The 21,423-nt window shown below is 55.3% G+C and carries 20 protein-coding genes; 8 read left to right on the top strand and 12 right to left on the bottom strand.

What is annotated here, in order from left to right:
• Window positions 1–10: 10 nt before the first annotated feature.
• Both IEW52_RS07555 and IEW52_RS07550 read right to left on the bottom strand, forming a co-directional pair.
• A complete protein-coding gene (locus IEW52_RS07555; protein ID WP_188629463.1) occupies window positions 11–1,423 on the bottom strand; it encodes an aminotransferase-like domain-containing protein in 1,413 nt (470 codons plus the stop codon).
• Window positions 1,424–1,435: 12 nt separating this feature from the next.
• Window positions 1,436–2,002: an acyl-CoA thioesterase gene (locus IEW52_RS07550; RefSeq protein WP_188629462.1), complete on the bottom strand. Its 567-nt coding sequence runs from the start codon at window positions 2,000–2,002 to the stop codon at window positions 1,436–1,438.
• Window positions 2,003–2,226: 224 nt separating this feature from the next.
• Here IEW52_RS07550 and tyrR point away from each other — a divergent pair, with 224 nt between their 5' ends.
• Window positions 2,227–3,777: a transcriptional regulator TyrR gene (gene tyrR, locus IEW52_RS07545; RefSeq protein WP_188629461.1), complete on the top strand. Its 1,551-nt coding sequence runs from the start codon at window positions 2,227–2,229 to the stop codon at window positions 3,775–3,777.
• A 6-nt stretch (window positions 3,778–3,783) separates the two neighbouring features.
• Here tyrR and IEW52_RS07540 read toward each other — a convergent pair whose 3' ends face one another.
• Both IEW52_RS07540 and IEW52_RS07535 read right to left on the bottom strand, forming a co-directional pair.
• The gene (locus IEW52_RS07540; RefSeq protein WP_188629460.1) at window positions 3,784–4,305 is read right to left on the bottom strand and encodes an SRPBCC family protein; all 522 of its coding nucleotides are present in this window, start codon (window positions 4,303–4,305) and stop codon (window positions 3,784–3,786) included.
• Between the two features lie 8 nt (window positions 4,306–4,313).
• Entirely contained in the window at window positions 4,314–4,925 is a 612-nt protein-coding gene (locus tag IEW52_RS07535) for a LolA family protein (RefSeq protein WP_188629459.1), read from the bottom strand.
• 247 nt (window positions 4,926–5,172) lie between these two features.
• Here IEW52_RS07535 and IEW52_RS07530 point away from each other — a divergent pair, with 247 nt between their 5' ends.
• Complete coding sequence (locus tag IEW52_RS07530; protein WP_188629458.1) at window positions 5,173–5,454, top strand: hypothetical protein; 282 nt, start codon at window positions 5,173–5,175, stop codon at window positions 5,452–5,454.
• A gap of 114 nt (window positions 5,455–5,568) precedes the next feature.
• Here IEW52_RS07530 and IEW52_RS07525 read toward each other — a convergent pair whose 3' ends face one another.
• The 7 genes from IEW52_RS07525 to glyA all read right to left on the bottom strand — a co-directional run bounded on the left by IEW52_RS07525 (window position 5,569) and on the right by glyA (window position 13,535).
• The gene (locus IEW52_RS07525; protein ID WP_188629457.1) at window positions 5,569–5,913 is read right to left on the bottom strand and encodes a cupin domain-containing protein; all 345 of its coding nucleotides are present in this window, start codon (window positions 5,911–5,913) and stop codon (window positions 5,569–5,571) included.
• Window positions 5,914–6,031: 118 nt separating this feature from the next.
• Window positions 6,032–6,898, bottom strand: a complete 867-nt coding sequence (gene purU, locus IEW52_RS07520; RefSeq protein ID WP_188629456.1) for a formyltetrahydrofolate deformylase — start codon at window positions 6,896–6,898, stop codon at window positions 6,032–6,034.
• Between the two features lie 116 nt (window positions 6,899–7,014).
• A complete protein-coding gene (locus tag IEW52_RS07515; protein WP_188629455.1) occupies window positions 7,015–7,644 on the bottom strand; it encodes a sarcosine oxidase subunit gamma in 630 nt (209 codons plus the stop codon).
• Window positions 7,637–10,666 carry a sarcosine oxidase subunit alpha family protein gene (locus IEW52_RS07510; protein ID WP_188629454.1) on the bottom strand — a complete coding sequence of 1,010 codons (3,030 nt, stop codon included), beginning with the start codon at window positions 10,664–10,666 and terminating at the stop codon, window positions 7,637–7,639. Before IEW52_RS07510 ends, IEW52_RS07515 begins: the two co-directional genes overlap by 8 nt.
• On the bottom strand, window positions 10,663–10,950 hold the full coding sequence (locus IEW52_RS07505; RefSeq protein WP_188629453.1) for a sarcosine oxidase subunit delta: 288 nt from the start codon (window positions 10,948–10,950) through the stop codon (window positions 10,663–10,665). The genes IEW52_RS07510 and IEW52_RS07505 overlap by 4 nt, the downstream gene beginning before the upstream one ends.
• A gap of 10 nt (window positions 10,951–10,960) precedes the next feature.
• The gene (locus IEW52_RS07500) at window positions 10,961–12,214 is read right to left on the bottom strand and encodes a sarcosine oxidase subunit beta family protein (protein ID WP_188629452.1); all 1,254 of its coding nucleotides are present in this window, start codon (window positions 12,212–12,214) and stop codon (window positions 10,961–10,963) included.
• A gap of 67 nt (window positions 12,215–12,281) precedes the next feature.
• A complete protein-coding gene (gene glyA, locus IEW52_RS07495) occupies window positions 12,282–13,535 on the bottom strand; it encodes a serine hydroxymethyltransferase (protein ID WP_188629451.1) in 1,254 nt (417 codons plus the stop codon).
• Between the two features lie 329 nt (window positions 13,536–13,864).
• On the opposite strand from glyA, the gene IEW52_RS07490 reads away from it, so the two are divergent.
• The 4 genes from IEW52_RS07490 (at window position 13,865) to IEW52_RS07475 (ending at window position 17,410) form a co-directional block, all read left to right on the top strand.
• Window positions 13,865–14,908, top strand: coding sequence for a GlxA family transcriptional regulator (locus IEW52_RS07490; RefSeq protein WP_188629450.1), 1,044 nt, complete (start codon window positions 13,865–13,867; stop codon window positions 14,906–14,908).
• Between the two features lie 263 nt (window positions 14,909–15,171).
• Window positions 15,172–16,047 (top strand): DMT family transporter, encoded by an 876-nt coding sequence (locus IEW52_RS07485; protein ID WP_188629449.1) that lies wholly within the window; start codon window positions 15,172–15,174, stop codon window positions 16,045–16,047.
• Between the two features lie 291 nt (window positions 16,048–16,338).
• Window positions 16,339–17,088, top strand: coding sequence for an AzlC family ABC transporter permease (locus tag IEW52_RS07480; RefSeq protein WP_188629448.1), 750 nt, complete (start codon window positions 16,339–16,341; stop codon window positions 17,086–17,088).
• Window positions 17,081–17,410 (top strand): AzlD domain-containing protein, encoded by a 330-nt coding sequence (locus IEW52_RS07475; protein ID WP_188629447.1) that lies wholly within the window; start codon window positions 17,081–17,083, stop codon window positions 17,408–17,410. Before IEW52_RS07480 ends, IEW52_RS07475 begins: the two co-directional genes overlap by 8 nt.
• Window positions 17,411–17,507: 97 nt before the next feature.
• On the opposite strand, the gene IEW52_RS07470 is transcribed toward IEW52_RS07475, so the two are convergent.
• Complete coding sequence (locus IEW52_RS07470) at window positions 17,508–18,275, bottom strand: NAD(P)-binding domain-containing protein (RefSeq protein WP_188629446.1); 768 nt, start codon at window positions 18,273–18,275, stop codon at window positions 17,508–17,510.
• 931 nt (window positions 18,276–19,206) lie between these two features.
• On the opposite strand from IEW52_RS07470, the gene IEW52_RS07465 reads away from it, so the two are divergent.
• Entirely contained in the window at window positions 19,207–21,213 is a 2,007-nt protein-coding gene (locus IEW52_RS07465; protein ID WP_188629445.1) for an ATP-dependent nuclease, read from the top strand.
• Window positions 21,210–21,368: a hypothetical protein gene (locus tag IEW52_RS07460; protein WP_188629544.1), complete on the top strand. Its 159-nt coding sequence runs from the start codon at window positions 21,210–21,212 to the stop codon at window positions 21,366–21,368. Before IEW52_RS07465 ends, IEW52_RS07460 begins: the two co-directional genes overlap by 4 nt.
• The last annotated feature ends 55 nt before the right edge of the window (window positions 21,369–21,423 follow it).

Genomic DNA, 21,423 nt, shown 5'->3' with positions numbered 1-21,423 from the left:
GCCGGTAAAGTCAGTGAATATGCTCATTAATCAGCGCGGCAAGCTGCCTGATGGCGGCTTCGCTGCGCGCATTCCAGGGCAATGAAGCATTGAGACGAAAACAGTGGCGGTACTGCTCGCCGGCGGCAAACATGCGCCCGGGGGCAATGGTGATACCCGCCTTGAGCGCTCGCCAGTACAATTGGGTTGCACAGCAGTGCTCCGGCATTTCCAGCCACAGAAAATAGCTGCCTTCGGCATAGTGCACCCGCACCAAATCGGAAAATTCCCGTTTGATAGCCCGGTAAAATATGTGTTTGCGCTGTTCCAGGGTGCGCCGCAGAGTATGCAGATGCTTGTCGTAGCGATGCGAAGAGAGGTAATCGGCCAAGGCCAGTTGCATGGGGGCGCTAGTCGATAACGTGCTCATCAATTGCAGGCGCTGAATGGCCTCTGCTTGCTGCCCTGCCGCCACCCAACCAATGCGAAAGCCGGCTGCCAGCGTCTTGGAAAAAGAGCCGCAATGCAGCACCCGCCCTTCCGTGTCCCAGGCCTTGACCGGCAACGGCGGATCCAGGCCGGCGTAGAGCTCGCCGTACACATCATCTTCAATCAGGCTAACCCCGTGTTCGGCCAACAGCGTCAGCAATCGCTGTTTGTGCTCCGCGGGCATGCTGCCACCCAGCGGGTTTTGACAATGGCTCATCAGCCAGCAGGCCTTGATGGGATATTGCTGCAAGGCCTGAGCCAGGGCATCAAGATCCATCCCCAGCTGTGGATCCGTGGCCACCGCGACGGCTTTAAGGTGAAGCCGCTCTATTGCCTGCAAGGCACCGTAAAACGCAGGCGACTCGATGACCACCCAGTCTCCGGGCCGAGTCAGCGACTGCAGACTGAGGTTAAGTGCCTCCAGCGCGCCCGAGGTGATCACGATTTCGCTGGGCGAAATCTCCAGTCCTCGGGCAGCGTAGCGCTGCGCAATGCTGCGGCGCAAATCGGCACAACCCGGTGGCAAAGTGGCACCCGCACTCTGGGGCAACAACTGGCGGGCCACCCTGATCAAAGATCGGGACAATTGATGTTGCGAAAACAGGGATGGATCGGGAAAAGCTGACCCCAGCGCAACACAGTCGGGATTGTTGCCGGCCTGCAGCACACTGAAGATAAAGGCGTTGATGTCCACGGTTTCAGCGGGCTGCAGCGGCTGCTGTGGGGATGCATAACGAGTCACCTCCCGAGTGGGGGCAACAAAGTAGCCGGATTGAGGCCGAGAACGTACCCAGCCCTGGCTTTCAAGCAACTGATAGGCACTGAGTACCGTCATCAGACTCAGTCCAGAACGCCGCACCGTTTCGCGCAGCGAGGGCAACTTGTCGCCCTCCTGCCAGACTCCGGTGCGGATCTGTTCACGCAGCTGTTGTGCCAGCTGCTCATAACGGGTCATAGCGGCAAATGCTTAGCTCTTGGGCAGCAGACAGTTTTCCCCTTCTACCTCTTTCATTGCCAGGTCCAGGTCCAGATCCAGCGCCTGGCGAATATCATCAATTTCCTTCTGGTGTGCCCGACGCAGTTTCTTGCGCAGTTTACCCATCACAAAACGGCGAATTTCTTCTTCATCTTCCAGCAACAAACCGGCCACCTTGGTGGGCTTGCGGGTTTCTTCGTCCAGCGCCACCATGGTGAAGTAAGAGGTATTGGTGTGCTTGACGATGCCCTGTTTGAAGTCTTCCGACACCACCTTGATGCCCACTTCCATCGAGCTGCTGCCTACATAGTTAACAGACGCATACAAGGTAAGCAGATCACCCACTTCTACCGGGTTCATAAAATCAACGGAATCCACAGAGGCAGTAACGCAGTAACCCTTGGCGTGGGTAGCGGCGCAGGTATAGGCAATTTTATCCATCAGTCCCAGAATAATGCCGCCGTGTACCTTGCCACCGAAGTTGGCATAAGAAGGCACCATTAATTCCTTGAGGATCACCTGTGACGATTTAACCGTTCTGAATACCGCTTCGCTCATTACTTCACCTAATCATTAGCTTGAGTTTGACAAATTATTTGTTATTGGCCGAGCACGCAGCTCGGCAAAGGCTGCCAAGAATGTCTGAGCATGGGGTCGCCGTAAACCATTTTTCAGCAGAATACGCTGCTTTTTTTACAGTTTGTGGCACAGATCATCAGCGTCATCTCGTATCCGCCCCAGGTGTAAGGTATTATTTACACCTTGCTGAGGAAGATACCATAATGCGCTTAAAAGTAACCTGTGAAGACCGACTGGGCCTGACCCGAGAACTGCTCGATATTCTGGTAGAACATCAAATTGATTTACGCGGTATCGAAATCGATATCAGCGGCATTATCTATGTTAATTTTCCCACTCTCGACTTTGCCGCCTTGCAGCATCTGCTGCCCGCCATTCGTCGTATTCCCGGGATATTTGATGTTAAAACTATCGCCTGCATGCCCTCAGAGCAAGAACATAATGCTACCCGCGCCCTGCTTAAGGTGCTGCCCGATGCCGTGGTGGCCATCGACATGCTTGGCAAAATAACCCTGGCCAACGACGCCGCCTGCAGCCTGCTCAACCAGTCGGCCCAGCAGTTGCTGCAGCAGTACCTGGGCCCGCTGCTGAAAGGCGTGCATGTCAGCCGCTGGCTGGAGCAAGCCTCACCCCAGCCGCTTAACGAAAAAGTCACCCTTGCAGGCGAACCCTATCTGGCCGATTTTTTACCTATTTGGCTAACGGAGGAATCCGGCGAGCAAAGTCTGGCGGGCGCCGTGGTGGTATTAAAATCGGCGTATCGCATCGGCCAGCACTTTAAAGCCATGCGCAGCCGTGACACCGGCTATTTTGATGGCCTGATAGCCCACAGCCCCGCCATGGAAAAATTGCTTAACGAAGCCAGACGGCTGGCCACCCTGGATGCCCCTTTGCTGATTCAGGGCGAAACCGGCACCGGTAAAGAGCTGCTGGCCCGCGCCTGCCATCATGCCAGCCTGCGCGGTGAAGGTCCCTTTATTCTGCTTAACTGTGCCGCCATTCCCGACGACGCCGCCGAGCACGAACTGTTCGGCTACGCCGCCGGTGCCTTTGGCAATAATATGCAGGGCAAGCGTGGCGTGCTGGATCAGGCCAACGGCGGCACCTTGCTGCTGGATGAAATCGGCGAAATGTCGGCGCTCATGCAATTGAAGTTGCTGCGCGTGTTGCAAGACGGCGTGTTTCGCCGCCTGGGCGACGAACAGGAAGTCACGGTCGATATTCGGGTAATTTGCACCACCCAGCAAGATCTTGCCAGTCTGGTGCAGGGCGGACAATTTCGCCAGGATCTTTTCTATCGCCTCAATGTGCTTAACCTGCATATTCCGCCACTGCGTGAACGCCAGAAAGACATACTGCCCCTGGCCCAGCACTTTTGTACCCGCTTTGCCGCCGAGCTGGAGCGCCCTCGCCCCAGGCTGGCCGATAACCTGAGCGAATATTTACAGCACTACCCCTGGCCTGGCAACGTGCGCCAGCTGCGCCACAGCCTGTATCGCGCCATCAGCCTGCTGGAAGGCGACGAGCTTACCCTTGGCCAACTGGCCCTGCCGGAGCAAAGCAGCCTGCAAGGGCTGGATGCCCTGTGCGACGGCTCGCTGGATGACGCCGTAAAAGGGTTCGAACGACTCTTGCTCGAACGCCTGTATCCACAGTTTCCGTCTACCCGACAGCTGGCCAGGCGGCTGAGCATTTCGCACACCGCCATCGCCAACAAGCTCAAGGATTACGGCATCGGCAAGCACAAAAAATAACCCGGCTCAGCGCAGGCTGTCACCTGGCAAACGGCCTCTCTCAAGCAGTGGGGCCTGCAACAAACGAGACAAGCCAAGGGCGCCATTGCGCATCATGACATCATGGCTCCATACAAACAGCGGCCGAGCCAGGGGAGCGACCAGGTTCATCCAGGGTTGAGTGGTGCGCACCCGCCATCGATAGCGCACCCGGGTAACCCCTGCCGTTTCACTCAGTTGCCAGCAACCCCAGCCTTCCACATCTCCGCGGGCTTCACCCACAATCAACCAGGGCGCATACAGGCGCATCACTCTGATATCGAAACACAGCGAATAGCCCAATGGGCTTTGCCAGTGGTAACGATATTCTCGACTGCCAGCCTGCTCGTTACCCAGCCCCTTGCCCTGTTCACTACCTGAGCCCAGCGCTTCAACCTGCTGCAGGCCTTTCCACCACTGCGGCCAGCCGACAGGGCGACTGATGGCCCGATAAACGTCCTCAATGGGGGCCTTGAATTGCCAGCAGGTAAAAAAGTCATACTTTGCCATGATGTCACTCAGGGGGAGAAAAAGTCATCGGGAAATTCGGGATTGAGTTCAATCTGCTTCAGCCAGACGGTTTCCAGCCGATTGCCCCGGCTATCACTGCCAATCACCTTGAGCGGAAACAGCCATTCCCGATCGAGCCACAGCTCGTAACGAGCAACATCATTCGCGCCCGCAGCCCCGGTCACCACCAGATGCCATACCGCCCGTCCCGAGAGCTGCGCCTCTTTCTGCACCAGCGTCTGGCCCGCCTGCTGCATTCGCAGCACGTTCTGCAACAACACCCCCACATCGGAGCTGTCTACCCGGTGACCACGAGGGCTGATTACCAGCGGGTGTTCAGGGCTCAAGCCAACAGAAGGCCAGCTCAGGCCAAAGGGCCAGAGCCGAATTTGCTGATTCACCGGGTTATAAAGCAATACCGCCCCGGTATAAGGAGACAACACATCCATGCGCACCCAACCGGGTTTACGATAGCCGTAAAGCAGATGCTGATTGCCATCGGGCCCTTCACTGCGCAACATCAGCCGATAGCCATCAAGTTGCTCAAAATGCGCCAGTGCCTCTTGCAGCGGCGAAGGTGAAGCCAGTGTCAGCGCCAGTAATAAATACACACCACTCATCAACCACTCCCGGCTACAGAACCTGTTTTCAGCATAGCAGGAGCACCATGAAGTTAGTGCCTACCTGGCATGTGTAAAGGAAGTCAAAGATACTGGTTCGAGTCTGCTCGCGAGCGTCGTTACAGCTAACCCTTGCCTTCAGCAGGTGGTTGGCGTTCAATGACTTAACTGGGTATATCGTATTCGGCCTGCTCGATTATTTTTAGCCATATTCTTTTAGGGTCTGTTAATCAGATAAGGAATTCACATGCACATAGACAAAGCTAAAAAACGAATCGCAAAACAGGTGAAGAAAGGCTTTAAAGGCTATCCGCAGATCACTATTGCGTACTTTGGTACCCGTGCGGATTATGCCACCGAGGTGGCGGTGCAGTTTGTTCAGGAAGAAGGGGCCGCCGTTCAGGAGCAACGCTTTGCCAGCAAAGCCGATGTGCGGGAAGACGAAGTGATTCAATCGGCCTTGGTGAAAATTATCGAGCGTGCCGATGCCAGTTCTGTGATGGAAGTGGAAGGCGTGTCACTTCTTTGATTCTGCCGCCCCTCCGGGCCAGGGAGGGCGCGGCGGAGCTGGCTCTTTGCCCGGAGTGTAACGGTCAATAAAAACAAAATCGGCCTGCGCTGTGCGCAGGCCGAACGTCATTCATCAGGCAAATACAAAGTACTTGCGTACGGTTTCTACCACTTCCCAGGTACCACGGAAGCCGGCTTCAACTACGAAGATATCGCCAGCTTTCAGGTGAATAGGCTCGCCGCCTTCGGGAGTCAGGATGCAGTAACCTTCACGGAAGTCGCAATATTCCCACTTGTCGTAGTTAACCGCCCACTTGCCCGGAGTACACATCCAGGTCCCCATCAGCTTACTACCATCGTCCGACTTGTAAGCGTTCAGGTTAACTGTGTGCGGATCGCCAGACAACTTTTCCCACTTGGTGGCATCCAATAACACCTCTGGTTGGGCATCGCGTAGTAATTTGATTTTGTTAGACATGATGTCTCCTTGTCATGACTTTTTATTACATTCACAAACCTGTCTTGCAGGTTTGTTTAATAGGCAGAGAGACACCGCTTACGGCCTCCCCCCTGCCGGGAATACATCGAACGCGTGTTCAGCTGCCCAGTACCACCGTCTTGCCCTGGTACATGAACACCCGTTTTTCGATGTGATACTGAATGGCTTTGGCCAGGGTCAGACACTCGATGTCTTTACCCTTGGCCACCAGGTCTTCCGGATAATGACTGTGATCCACCGTCTGAATGCCCTGGGTAATAATGGGACCTTCGTCCAGCTCGTTATTAATGTAATGCGCCGTGGCGCCCACCAGTTTTACGCCCTTGGCATAAGCCTGATGGTAGGGCTGAGCCCCCTTGAAACCGGGCAGCAGCGAGTGGTGAATGTTAATGGCCCAGCCCGCCAGCCGGTTGCACAACTCGGGGCTGAGTACTTGCATGTAACGCGCCAGCACCACCAAATCGGCTTGAGACTCCTGCACTATCTGCCAGATCTTGGCCTCTTGATCATGCTTGGTGTCGGCACTTACCGGCAGATGATAAAAAGGAATATGGTGCCAGTCGGCCAACCGCTGCAAATCCGGATGATTGGAAATAATGGCCGGAATTTCGATGGCCAGCTGACCGGTGCGATAGCGATACAGCAAGTCGTTAAGGCAGTGATCAAATTTGGATACCATGATCACCACGTTCGGCTTGCGGCTGCGCTCGGTCAGCTCCCAGTCCATGGCAAAGTCGGCGGCGCGCAGGGCAAAACCGTCACGAAAACGGGCCTCATCAAACTCGCCCTGCTCAGGCCGTCTAAACTCGGCGCGAATAAAAAAGTGACCGGCACGAGCATCGTCAAAGGTTTGCATGTCGGCCACATAGCAGCCCTGCTCGCGTAAATAACCGGTAACGGCATCCACAGAGCCCAACCGACTGGCGCAACTGGCGGTCAGGATCAAGGTATCGTGTTGTGCCATGAGTCAGCCTCCTGCTGAAGTGTGCCGAGCGTGGCATTGGCGACGCCCGGCGCGTGATGGCGATAAACTCATCTGCATCGTGGCGCCAAGCGACGAAGCAGATGAGCAAGACGGAGTTACTTTTCGATGACCAGGCCATATTCGCGGCTGGCATCTTGCAACCACATCCACACATAGTCGGCAAAGCTGCGGCGCACCACCATCTCGAAGCTGTCGGCACCGGTGCGGCGCAACAAGACGCCGGTTTTGGCAAAGGTAGTACCCACACACTTTCCGGTCGGCAGGTTGGAGGGATGCACGTCGTAATGGCACGACTTGCGAACCACCAGCTCGGCTTTGGGGCCGGAGAGCGCCAGTACCGTTTGGCCGCCGCTCACATCCACCAGCGAGTAATGGCCACTCAAGTGTTCACGCAGTTCCGCCTGCACCTGCTCTTCCTGGCCGCTTTCGGTAATAATCAGCCACTCGTCCGGTGCCAGCCACTGCACCAATACCTGGTTGTTTTCTACCGAGCTGCAAGGCGTGGTGGGCAAAGCCACCCCCAGCACCCTGGCCACGGTTTTGGCAAACAACTCGTTGGTGATCTTGCCACGTAATACCAGATGACCCAGCAGTGCCTTCTCACGCAGTACCACTTCGCCCTGCTGATCTTTTTTGGCCAGCATCGGCAGGTTGGCGTGATACAGCGGAGATTCCACCCGTACTGCCGTGTCGGCTTCAGCCATCATTGCGGTGATGTTAGACATGCTGACGTTCTCCTTTTGGATCATAGAAAATCGGGCTGGTAATTTCGGCTTCCAGCACCCGGCCATCGGCCAGCGGGCAGTACACGGTTTCGCCCATACGGTTTAACCCGCCTTTCACCACGCCCATGGCAATGTTGTGGCCCAGGTTGGCACTGTAATAACTGGACGATACATGGCCCACCATGGGCACCGGCACCGGATGATTGGGGTCCAGTACAATTTGCGCCCCTTCCGGAATCACCACGGACGCTTCTTTGCACTTGAGCCCGACCAGCTGCTTGCGGTCGGTACGGGCCGTGTCTTCGCGGGTCCAGGAGCGCTGACCAACAAAGGGGAACGGCTTGGTTTTGCCTACGGCCCAGTCCATACCCAAATCGAACGGCGTAACCGATCCATCTGTGTCCTGGCCGACGATAATAAAGCCCTTCTCTGCCCGCAGTACGTGCATGGTTTCGGTGCCATAAGGCGTAATGTTGAACTCGGCGCCCGCTTCCATCACGGCTTCCCAGGTATGCAAACCGTAGTTGGCCTGCACGTTGATCTCGAAGCTCAGCTCACCGGTAAAGGAGATGCGGAAAATACGTGCCTTCACTCCGGCGACCGTGGCGTCGCGCCAGCCCATAAAGGGGAAGGCTTCGGCAGACAGATCCACGTTTTCACAGATTTTTTCCAGTACCTTGCGACTGTTGGGGCCGGTTACCGTCATGGTGGACCAGTGGTCGGTCACGGAAGAGAAGTACACTTCCAGATCCGGCCACTCGGTCTGGTGCCACAATTCCAGCCACTGCAATACGCCGGCGGCGCCACCTGTGGTGGTGGTCATCACAAAATGGTTGTCGTTGATGCAGGCGGTAACCCCATCATCAAACACCATGCCGTCTTCTTTACACATCAGGCCGTAGCGGCAGTTGCCGGGGGTCAACTTGGCCCAGGCGTTGGTGTAAATGCGCGCCAGAAACTCGCGGGCATCGGCCCCCTGAATATCGATTTTGCCCAGTGTAGAGGCATCCAGAATACCCACGCTGTTGCGCACCGCCACACATTCGCGGTTAACCGCCTGGTGCATGTCTTCGCCGGATTTGGGGAAGAACCAGGGGCGTTTCCACTGTCCTACATCTTCAAACTCGGCGCCTTGCTGCACATGCCAGTCGTGCATGGCGGTAAAGCGTGCCGGATCGAACAGGTGGTGTGCGTTGCGACCGGCAAAGGCGCCAAAGGTCACCGGCGTGTAGTTGGGGCGAAATACGGTGGTACCGGTTTCGGCAATGCTCTTGTTCATGGCCCGCGCCGCTATGGCCATGCCGTTGATATTACCCAGCTTGCCCTGATCGGTACCAAATCCCATGGCGGTATAGCGCTTGATGTGCTCGATGGACTCAAAACCCTCACGCACGGCCAGCTCGATGCCGGCTGCGGTCACGTCGTTCTGGTAATCCACAAACTGCTTGGGTGCACGGCTGGTCTTCAGGCTGTGCGGTACCATGAACAATGCCTGGGCCGCGTCTTCCTGTGGGTCCTCGGTCACTATCTCGGCATCCACCACAGCGGCAGAAATATCACCATAACCGGTCGCGTCGGCAGCCGCCTTGCCGGCCTTCAAGCCTTCTGCCAATACCGCCGATAGCTGGTAGGTTCCCTGTACGCCACCGGCCAGCAGCTGCTTTTGCACTGTGTCGCCGGGCACAAAGCCAATGATGTCGTCGTTCCAGACCGGACGCGAGCCGGTGTGGGCAGACAAATGCACCACCGGGCTCCAACCACCCGAGCTGGCAATAATATCGCAGGCAAGCAGTTCGGCTTTGCCGGTGACCTGACTGGCATCGCTGGACAGTGCCGCCACCTTGGCCCCGGTGACCCGCTTTTTACCCACGGCTTCAATCAAGCCATGACCGGTGTACACTTTTACGCCACGGGCCTTGAGTGCCTGATAGCGCATGCCGCTCGGCTGAGGGCGACTGTCGACCACCGCCACCACTTCTCGCCCTGCATCCAGCCAGTCGATGGCAGCCTGATAGCCGTAATCGTTACAGGTCATCAGCACCAGGCGCTGGCCCGGGGTCACGCCGTAGCGATTCACGTAGGTAGATAAGGCGCTGGCCACAAAGTTACCGGGCAAATCGTTGTTGCCATACACCAGTGGCCGTTCGTGGGCACCGGTCGCCAGTACCACACGCTTGGCGCGAATGCGGTGCAAACGCTGGCGGGTTTTGCCGGAAATACGCTCACCCAGATGATCGGTACGGCGCTCCAGCACGGTTAAAAAGTTCTGATCGTAATAGCCAGCTACCGTACTGCGGGGCAGCAAGGTGACATCGGGCAAGGCTTGCAGCTCTTTTACCGCCGCCTGCACCCATAACTGAGGGGCCTGGCCGTTAATGGGCTGAGTGCTGTGCAGCAAATGGCCGCCAAACTCGTTTTGTTCATCCACCAGAATCACCCGCGCGCCGCGGCGGCCCGCCGCCAGTGCGGCTGCCAAACCGGCGGCGCCACCACCTGCTACCAGCAAATCGCAGTGATGATTCAGCTTGTCGTAGGTATCCGGATCCTTGGCTTTGGGCACCCGGCCCAGCCCGGCGGCTTTACGGATCAAGTGCTCGTATTTCGGCCACATGGACTGGGGATACATGAAGGTCTTGTAGTAGAAGCCGGGGGGCATCATGCTGCCGCCAAGCTTGCCCATGACGCCCATCAAATCCTTGTCGACGTTTGGCCAGCCGTTGGTGCTGGTGGCGGTAAGGCCGTCATACAACTCGGCCTGGGTGCCGCGAATATTGGGGATCATGGTGGCTTCCGAGCTGCCTACCTGCAGGATGCAGTTTGGCTCTTCGGCACCGGCGGCCATAATGCCGCGCGGGCGTGAATACTTGAACGAGCGTCCGACCACGTCAACGCCGTTGGCCAGCAAGGCCGAAGCGATGGTATCGCCAGACAGGCCCTGATAACGCTTGCCGTTGAAGATAAAGCTGAGCGGTTTGCCGTGGTCTACTCGACCCTTGCCCTGAAGGCGATGTGGCTGACTCATGACTGGCCTCCTTGCTGGGGCTGTTCGCCCACCTTGTACGTTTCCTGAATTTCGTAAGTCACGGTATGGCGCGTGGCGTTAAAGAACTTGCGACAACCGGCAGCGTGATACCACATTTCATGGTGCAGGCCGCGCGGGTTTTTGCGCATAAACAGATACTGGGCCCATTCGGCATCGCTCAACGCATTGGGATCGGCCGGGCGGGCAATGTGGGCCTGGCCGCCATAATGAAACTCTTCTTCTTCGCGAAGCTCGCCGCAATGCGGACAATAAATATTCAGCATGTCTCTCTCCTCAGTGGGCTACGCCGGCCGCGCCGTGCTCGTCAATCAAGTGGCCGCTGGTAAAGCGATCAACGTTAAAGGGCTTGGCCAGCGGATGCGGGTCGTCCTTGGCAATGGTGTGTGCAAACACGTTGCCCGACCCCGGTGTGGCCTTGAAGCCACCGGTTCCCCACCCGCAGTTGAAATACAGGCCCTTGATATGCGTCTTGGAAATAATCGGACAGGCATCCGGACAGGTATCCACTATGCCGCCCCAGGTGCGGTTCAAACGTACCCGACTGAAAATAGGGAACATTTCCACAATCGCCGCCATGGTTTCTTCCACCACCGGGAAGGAACCACGCTGGCCATAGCCCAGGTAGCTGTCGATACCCGCGCCTATCACCAAGTCGCCTTTGTCGGACTGGGAGATATAACCGTGCACGTGGTTGGACATCACTACGGTGTCGAGAATCGGTTTCACCGGCTCCGATACCATGGCCTGCAACGGGTGCGATTCCAGCGGCAGTTCCATCCCCACCATTTTGGCCATCACCCCCGAGTTACCGGCAGTAACACAAGCCACCTTGGGTGCGGCAATAAAGCCGGCCGTGGTGTCCACCCCGGTCACGGCGCCATTTTCGCGGCGGATGCCGGTCACTTCGGTTTGCTGAATAAGGTGCACACCCATGGCATCGGCGGCACGGGCAAAGCCCCAGGCTACGGCGTCGTGACGGGCGGTGCCGCCGCGCGGCTGCCAAGAGGCACCCAGTACCGGATAGCGCGCCGTCTTGGAGCAGTCCAGAATTGGCACTATGTCTTGCACCTGCTGGGCATTAAGCACTTCGCCATCAATGCCGTTCAGCCGGTTGGCATTTACCCGGCGCTCGATATCACGCATGTCTTGCAGGGTGTGGCCCAGATTGAGTACGCCACGCTGACTAAACATCAGGTTGTAGTTCAAATCCTGTGCCAGGCCTTCCCACAGTTTCATGGAGTGCTCATACAACCAGGCAGACTCATCCCACAGGTAGTTGGAGCGCACTATGGTGGTGTTACGAGCGGTGTTGCCGCCACCCAGATAGCCCTTTTCAATTACGGCCACATTGGTAATGCCATGTTCTTTGGCCAGATAGTAGGCGGTGGCCAGACCGTGGCCGCCACCGCCAACGATAATCACATCGTAACCTTCTGGCTTGGGCTTGGGGTTATGCCATACCCGCTGCCAGTTTTCGTGGTGCGTAAGGGCGTGCTTGAGGAGCCCGAATCCGGAATATTTCTGCATAATAATCACCTGTCCGTGTTAATTCTGTCGCCGGCACGCGGTACGCACCCAGCCTGTATTCAAGAAATCAGCGGTATACCGGGAAGTTGCTGCACAAGCTGGCTACCTGATCTTTTACCGAAATAATCACTTGCGGATCGTCCATGTGTTCCAATATGTCGCAGATCCAGCCCGCCAGCTGACGGCAATGCTGCTCCTGAAAGCCGCGGGTGGTCACAGCCGGTGTGCCCAAACGCAAACCCGAGGTGACAAACGGAGACTGGGGATCGTTTGGCACGGTATTCTTGTTTACCGTAATGTTGGCATGGCCCAGCACAGCATCGGCGTCTTTACCGGTAATGCCCTTGGCCGACAGGTCGAGCAGAAACAGGTGGTTATCGGTACCGTTAGACACCACATCGAAACCGCGATCCTGAAACACCTGCACCATGGCGCGGGCGTTGGTCACCACCGCCTTTTGATACTCGACAAACGCGGGCGCCAGCGCTTCGGCAAAGGCCACCGCCTTGCCGGCAATGGCGTGCATTTGCGGGCCACCCTGACCACCGGGGAACACGGCGGCGTTGAGCTTTTTCTCCAGCTCCGGCTGGCCCTTGCTCAGGATCAGGCCGCCACGGGGGCCACGCAGGGTTTTGTGGGTAGTGGTAGTTACTACATGGGCGTGCGGCACCGGATTCGGATATTGCCCCGCCGCAACCAGACCGGCCACGTGAGCCATGTCGACAAACAGCCAGGCACCGACCTTGTCGGCAATGGCACGAAAACGCGCCCAGTCCATCACCTTGGAGTAGGCAGAAAAACCGGCCACTATCATGGTGGGCTTGTGCTCCAGCGCCAGCTGCTCAACCTGATCGTAATCCACCTCGCCGGTGGCCTCGTTCAAGCCATACTGCACGGCGTTATAGATTTTGCCGGAAAAGCTGACCTTGGCGCCGTGGGTCAGGTGGCCACCGTGGGCCAGACTCATGCCCAGCACGGTATCGCCCGGGTTACACAATGCCATGTACACGGCGGCATTGGCCTGCGAGCCGGAATGGGGCTGCACGTTGGCATAATCGGCGTCAAACAGCGCTTTGGCGCGGTCGATGGCCAATTGCTCTATTTTGTCTACCGCTTCACAACCGCCGTAATAGCGCTTGCCGGGATAACCCTCTGCATATTTATTGGTCAGTACCGACCCCTGCGCCTGCATAACGGCGGGGCTGGTATAGTTTTCCGAGGCGATCAGCTCAATATGCTGTTCCTGACGGGCGGACTCTTCTTCCATGGCTGCCCACAGTGCAGGATCCATGTCTTGAATTAGGGTGCGGGTGCTGAACATCTTGTGACCTCCTTGCTCGCATCGGATGATGCCCGATAATGTTAAATCCCTGTATGCCGGCGCTGCATATTCACTCCAGTGCCTTGCGTTAACGGGATACTACTGGCAGTCCATCGCCATGGGATGACTGGCTGCGGCCTAATGCTGTGTATTTGCGACAAAATGTCACATACACATAACATTTGTGATCAGGGACGGTCGCTAGCTATCCTTTATTCCCCTCTTACAGGATAAAGATGCAAAGCCGGATCGCGCGGGGTAATATTCGGCACAGACTTAGTCGCTGTTACCTTTAATGACGGCCCCATCACACGGGTGAATATCCACACATGTCCAAAATCAGTGAACCACGCCATTTCAGTCATCGGCTGCGCGACACCAACAGTGCCTTTTTGCCCGCACGCCACAGCAGTGACCAACCCATCAAGGTAGGCTTTGTGCTGCAACCCCATTTTTCGATGATGGCCTTTACCGCCGCCGTGGATGCGCTGGTTACCGCCAATCTGGTGCAGGCCGCGCCGCTGTTCAGCTTTACCACCTATGGTTTGCAGAGCACACAGGTACAAAGTGATGTGGGGATCGACATTTCCGCCAACCGCATTCTGGGCGAGGTAATGCTGGAAGGCGAAGGCGCCCTGGATATATTGATTGTGTGCGGTGGCTTTCGCTGCAGTCTGAGTGAATACCCACCACTGAGCCAGCTGCTGAAGGCGGCAGCCAAACGACAAAAGATACTGGGGGGGCTGTGGAACGGCGCCGTGCCGCTGGCCTGGGCGGGAGTACTGGACGGACTGGGCTGCGCCCTGCATCCGGACAACCATGCTTTTTTGCAGGAAGGTTTTGCTCGGGTACAGGTGTCGCCTCACACCATGCTGGTAGAGGCGCGCATACTGACCAGTGCCGGCCCCAACAGTGCGCTGGAGATGATGCTGGCGTTAATCCAGCGGCTGCACGGGGCCGACACGGTGCGCGCCATTCGCGAGATCCTGAGCAGCGATCGCATTATCGACGACGGCTACCGCTCTTCCTCTCTGGCCGAAAATGACCCCACCATACCCGACGCACTGCGTACCTTATTACGATTGATGAGCAGCAATATCGAAGAGCCGCTCGGTATAGAAGAGCTGGCCGACTACGTGGATTTGTCTCGCAGGCACATAGAGCGGCTGTTTCAGACCCACCTTGAAACCACCCCCTCCCGCTATTATCTGGAGCTGCGCATTACCCACGCCCGGCGCCTGCTGCTGCAAAGCAGCGCCAGCGTCTCCAACATCGCCGTGGCCTGCGGTTTTGTCAGTTCGACCCATTTTAGTCATTGCTTCAAGGAGTTTTTTGGCGTGTCACCCAGCCAGGCGAGGCTGAAACGCGGCTAAACAAGGAATACTCAAACAAGAACCAGCCTGTCACCCGCGGTGAGATACACAGTAATGTAACAGCCCTGACATCCAATTCCGCACATAACCGATAAGCGTGTTCCAGCGGCTCTCTGCCGGCCAACGTCATGCGTTTGTCACTCACACCCGACAACCTCCCTCGGCTGGTCGTTTTAAGACAATATCCGGACGCCTTCAGACCCGTAGCGCTGGCAAGTCAAAGTACCATATCGGCATAACATCAGGATAAATGGGGAAGCGTAATGGATAACCGTTTGAAAGGGGGGCTGCTGACTGCGGCCGGAGTGGCGGTACTAAGTCTGGACGCCCTGCTGATTAAACTGATCAGCGCCGATCCCTGGATTTTACTGTTCTGGCGCGGGCTGCTGCTCAGCTTGTGCATCGGCGGTGTCTGTCTGTTTCGTGCCCGCCACTATCGCCCCAGCCGCAAGCTGCTTACCCTCGGCCTGGGCTCGGCGCTGTTTTATGCGGTCTGTACCGTCACCTTCGTGATCTCGATACGCCTGACCAGCGTTGCCAATACCCTGATCATCCTCAGCGCCGCGCCGCTGATCGGGGCCCTGCTCAGCCGGTTTTTGCTGAAAGAACAAGTATCCGGCCGCACCTGGTTGGCAATACTGCTGTGTCTGGGCGGGCTGACGCTGGTGTTTTCCGGCAGCCGGAACGGCGGCCACCTGCTGGGTGATCTCACCGCCCTGCTGTGCGCCGCCAGCATGGCCGCCAAGTTCGTGGTGGAGCGGGCCGCCAGCCCCGCCAACATGACACCGGCGCTGGTGCCGGCCGGCCTGCTGGTGAGCCTGTTCGCCCTGTTTCAGGCGCCCACCCTGGCGCTGCCGACCCAAGACATACTGTGGATGGCCATTCTCGGCCTGCTGGTAGTGCCCCTGGCCTACGCCCTGATAACGCAAGGCCCGCGCTACCTGTCGGCGCCGGAAGTGGGCCTGTTGATGATGCTGGAAATGCTGCTGGGCCCGCTGTGGGTCTGGCTGGTGCTGGCAGAGCAACCCGGCCAGCAAGCCTGGATGGGCGGCCTGGTGGTACTCGTCGCCCTCGCCTGCCAGTCGTGGCCGGCCCGGCGGCGCCAGGCGGTATTGGCCGAACGCGCCTGCGAGGCTTGAAATCGCTCGTTACGGGTCGGCTCACACTACAAAAACGCCGGGGCTACCCCGGCGTTTGCTTGCCGGCGCTGTCAGCCCGGCTCAGTATTCCACCGCCATCGCCCCCTTCACCGTGGTGCAACAGGACAGCACCTAGCCGACGTCTTCGAGCAGTTTGTGCACCGCTTTTTGTTGGGCTCAGAGCCAAATGCGACGAATGGCTCGATCAGGTACTGAATCCCTAATCGAGTATTGAGATATGACAAGGGATCCTGCACATTGGCTCCCTGACCCATTCAGCCCTGATGCCCCATGAACGAGCGAGAACAACAGAACATGCAAACAAGCAGCAAAAGTTCTTTTTTTGAAGGAGTAAGAGATCTGCTGCCCATGGTGCCGGGCGTGCTTCCCTTTGGCCTGATCGCCGGGGCCAATGGTACCAGCCTGGGATTCAGCCCCGAGATGACCATTGGCATGACATTGCTGTTTTTTGCCGGTTCGGCCCAGCTGGCGGCCTATCAGTTGATTCAGGAACAGGCGCTACCGGCGGTCATTATCTTCACCGCGCTAATGGTGAATATTCGCTTCCTTATCTACAGCGCCACTTTCGCCCCGCTGCTGCACTCCTTGAAGGCCCGCCACAAATGGCCCTTGGCATACCTGATCAGCGATCAGGCCTATGGGTTGTGTTCGACTCGCTTTACACCCGACCAGAGTGACAGGGAGAAGCTTTATTATTTCGCCGGAACGGCAGTGGCGCTGGCGGTAAGCTGGGTTGGCTCCGTCATCCTGGGCCTGCTGGTTGGCGAACAGATACCGGCCGAGTGGTCATTGGAGTTCGCCATTCCCCTGGCATTCATCGCCATGCTGGTATCGAGTATCCGCAACCGGGCATCGCTGATCACGGCGGTGTTTTCGGCCCTGGTAGCGACCAGCCTGATCCAGCTTCCCTATAATCTGGGCTTTATCGCGGCGATTATCGGCGGTACCACTATCGGTTTGCTTGCCAGCTCTTTCATCACCAAAAACAGCCTGAAGGCACAGAGAGAAAACAATGGATAACCTGACACTCTGGTTGATATTCATCGCCGTCGGCATCGGCACCTTCGCCATACGGCTGTCGTTCGTTCATCTCCATGGCAGAGGAAGCTTCAATATTGGCAAGCACCAGAGGGCATTGCAGCTGCTGGCCCCCGCCGTGCTGGCCGCGCTGTCCATCCCGGCCATCATCTTTCAGGATAAAACCACGCTGGATTCGGTGAGCATGACACAAATCGCAGCGGCCTCGGTAACGGCCATACTGGCCTGGCGTTTCAGAGGCGTATTTTGGCCATTATGCATAGGCATGGTCACTTTCTGGATATTGAAGTTTTATAACGTTTAATCATCCAGCTCACAAAACAAGCCGCCATTATCTCTCTTGCTCGATACTTGATGGTGCTGGCCGAATGACTCGGCCAGCACGACAACATCGATAGGGCTTATTGCGGTTTACAGATACCGTCCATGGCATCACTCCAGGCCTGCAAACCATTAGCGGCCTTTATCTGCTCAATGCCCTGCAAGGTAAAGGTGCCGGGAGTCGCAATGCCGTTGCCGATGTCACCAACGTTGAGCTCGGGCCGGGACTGTGCGAGTTCGATGGCACTGCCGATGGAGTGCACCACCATATCCCGCGCGGTTTGCTTATCCATGCCCCGACTCACGCTCCAGTCGATCAGTTGTTGCACCAGAAAATAACTCCAGCCATGCAGGCAGCCATGGGCCAGGGCCACATCGAAGAGGGCTTCCGACTCAAGCACTATGACCTTGCCGATGTTGCCAAACAGTTGCTCGGCTGCCGCATTGGCCGGGAACAACGGCACCGGTCCGGCACAAACCTCGACACTGGCGGGAGGCAGAGAACGGGTCAGGGTGGCTTCTTGCAGTGCCGGATATTGCCGCAACTGCGCTAAGGTAACACCGGCGATCACCGAAATCACAAGCTGCTCAGGTTTGAAGGTAAGATCCTGCAACAGGTCGCTCAGATTCTCCGGCCGTACCGCCAACAGTATGATATCGCTGTTATCCACCACCTCCTGGTTATTGGCGGCAATCAAACACTGGCAGCGTTCGGCCAGCAACGCCGAGGCTTCTGCATTGCGAGGGCTCAGGATAATTTGCCTTTGATCACCACTCTTGCGCAGACCGGTGACAGTGTAGGTGGCCAGATGACCCACCCCCAGGATTCCAAGTGTGTTGGTTGTCATGTTTCGCTTCCTGTGTTTTTCAGAATATTACCAGCATTCTGATATCGGCTATTTTCAGTCTGCGACCTTGGCATATTGCGTGAGTTCCCTGATTCAGGAAACAACGCCGGTCAAATCCAGAGGCGGCACATCGGACAAAGGGCCCGCTCCGCCGACTCGCCGTGAATCCATCCTTGGAGGCTCAGCCGCGCCATCCGTGGCGCGGATGGTCGACCGAGCAGCTCCCTTTGTCCTCCTTCAAGCTCCGGCATTCTCTATCAGCATTGTCAGCCGTCACCCTCGCGAAGGAACGTCATCCTCGCGTAGGCGGGGACGGGGGGCCAGTGCGAACCTTCATACCTCCACGGCCATCAACCCTACGCACCCTGTCCGAATGCAGAAAACCGGCAAGATCCCCCTCACAAACGGCCCATGATCCAACCAAATTCAAACAACCGCCTCGCAAAATGATTTTTCACGTTGCCTTTTCAGCCTCACACGACAAAAATGGACCCAAACAAGTAAGACGGACATGCGCTTAAGCCCCAGAACAGCGAGGGGCGGTAGCGTGGTCGAGGCAAATAATCTGGTGATTTATACAGTGTATTGGCGAGACTACAGGAACGGTGCGCACTATCAACAGCGCATGCGCGTGTACAGCAGAGCAGGCTAAAAAACACTCATGATATGAAAAAGTTACGAGCAGAGAAGAGAAGATAGTGCGCAAGCTGTTGCTGATAACGCGCATGCGTGTTTTTGCTCACCACCGCATACTGCCCACCAGTTATAACTTGTTTATTATCAATTGCTTGCAAAAAAAAGCAAACTGGCTCGGTGGAAGAAATATGCGCATGCGCAGTATTAAAATGTTATGTCTATAGCGAAGTGCAACGAAAATATTAGTTTTAATTGTTGACAGGTTTGTCTATTTGCATCATAGCAAGGAAGAACAATGAAAATAAAAAGTGCCCGCATCAAAAATTATCGCTTATTGAAAGACGTATGTCTGAGCCTAGATGACAGAACGACACTGATTGTCGGGCGAAACAATACCGGTAAGACTTCGCTTGCTGAAATATTCCGCAGCTTCCTAAGTTCAACGGGGCCGAAAGTTCGTTATGAGGATTTTAATCAGTCTTGTTTGGCGGAGTTTGAAAAAGCCCTAAAGGCTTTCAAGGAAGGCAAAGAAGATGAGGCCGTTCGTCTCTTGATGCCAGCGATTGAGCTACAGCTACTTATCCACTATAAAGACGATGAGAACGATTTTGGAGCCTTGGGTGATTTCATTATTGATCTCGACGACACATTGTTTGAAACCTGTGTATTGGTTTCTTACCAGTTAAAAGACGGAAAAATTAAGGACTTCTTTCAGGCACTGGATGCAACTAACCGAAAAAAGTATTTTTCTGATCTTAAAGTTTTGATCAACCAGCATTATGAGCCCGTGATATATGCGATCGAACCGACCAATTTGAACAATAAAGTCAGGCTCGAATTCTCTTCCTTTAAACGGTTGATATTGTCAGGGTTGATTAATGCTCAGCGCGGCCTCGATGATGAAACTCACAGTGAGCGCGATGTTCTTGGTAAATCACTAGGAAACATTTTTAAAAGCGCGAACAGTGCCGGTGCTCCTGAAGAATTTAAAGCCAAGTCCGATGAAGTCAATATAGTAGTAGAAGCGCTCCAAGAGAAAGTCGATACGGATTTTCAGGAGAAAGTAAAAGCGCTTTTGCCAACGCTTAACATCTTTGGGTATCCTGGGTTACAAGATCCAAATTTAAGTGCTGCTACTGAGCTAAATGTAAAATCATTGCTGGAGAGCAATACCAGGGTATTCTATGAAGGCGATGATCATTTTACTCTGCCAGAAACCTACAATGGTTTGGGTATCCGTAATTTGATTTTTATTCTCTTTCGAATCTATGAATACTTTAGAGAGTTCCAGTCGCAGCCTACCCCACCGAAAGGTCATTTAATTTTTATCGAAGAGCCCGAAGCCCATCTGCATCCGCAAATGCAGGACGTTTTCATTCGGCAGCTTGAAGAAATAGTCAGTGAGTTCCAAAAGCAGCTTAATGATGGGAATATTTGGCCAGTGCAGTTTGTGGTCAGCACGCATTCCTCACATATAGCCAACGAAGCAGATTTTAGCAAAGTCCGTTATTTCTTATCCAAGGGAGGAAAAGAAACCAAGGTGAAAGACCTAGGCGAAGCATTTGGTAGTGATGAGGTGAAGGCAGACAAAGAATTTTTGCATAAGTATTTAACGCTTACCAAGTGCGACCTCTATTTTGCAGATAGAGCAATTCTAATCGAAGGGGCCACGGAAAGAATTCTACTGCCTGAGATGATTAAAAAAATGGACGAGACGAAGCAGTGTGGTTTACGCAGAAAGTATATGTCTATAGTCGAGGTGGGTGGCGCCTATGCTCATCATTTTTATAAGTTCATCGACTTTCTTGAGCTAAAGACCCTGTTCATTACTGATTTGGATTCAGTAAAGAAGACCAAAGGTGAGAAGAAAACAACATATCCTGCTTCCATGGTAAGTGATGGTTCACATTCAAGTAACGTAGGCCTGTCTAACTGGTTTGGTATTGACGGGTATTCTGAGTTGAAGGATATACGTTTAAAAGACGATAGCCCCAAAATTTCTGGATGTCGTCGATTAGCATTCCAGGTGGATGAAGATGAAATTGGCCTGTGCGGTCGAAGCTTTGAGGATGCGTTTATTCTGGCGAATATAAGCCTTTTTGAATTAAAGGATTTGAAGGGGGCGGAACTGGAAAATGCTGTTTTTGAAAAGGCAAAAAAAATAGGTAAAGACAGCAAAGCGAATTTCGCTCTTGAGTATGCTATTGAAAAAACAGATTGGGTTGTTCCCAAGTATATTGTTGAAGGGCTGGAGTGGCTGGATAAGGACGTTGCGGTTAAGGCTGAGGAGGCTCAGCCATGACCAAGATAAACCCCGCCGAACGGGCTTCTATCGAGGCGCTGGAGCAGCTCAGAAGCTGTATTGATAAAGGCCTGTGTTTTCGTTTGGAAGCTGGTGCAGGCGCAGGTAAGCAATCACGTATAACGTATGTGGAATTCACTTCCTACTCCCTTTAGCAACATTGAAACTTCAGTCAGTAGCTGATCTTTTCTCCAGGAAATAAAGCTGCGC

Origin of the sequence: Oceanisphaera marina, assembly GCF_014643915.1 — a bacterium.
Taxonomy (GTDB): Bacteria; Pseudomonadota; Gammaproteobacteria; order Enterobacterales; family Aeromonadaceae; genus Oceanimonas; species Oceanimonas marina.
The sequence above is the reverse complement of the archived record's forward strand: the minus strand, read 5'-3'. Positions and strand labels throughout refer to the sequence as shown.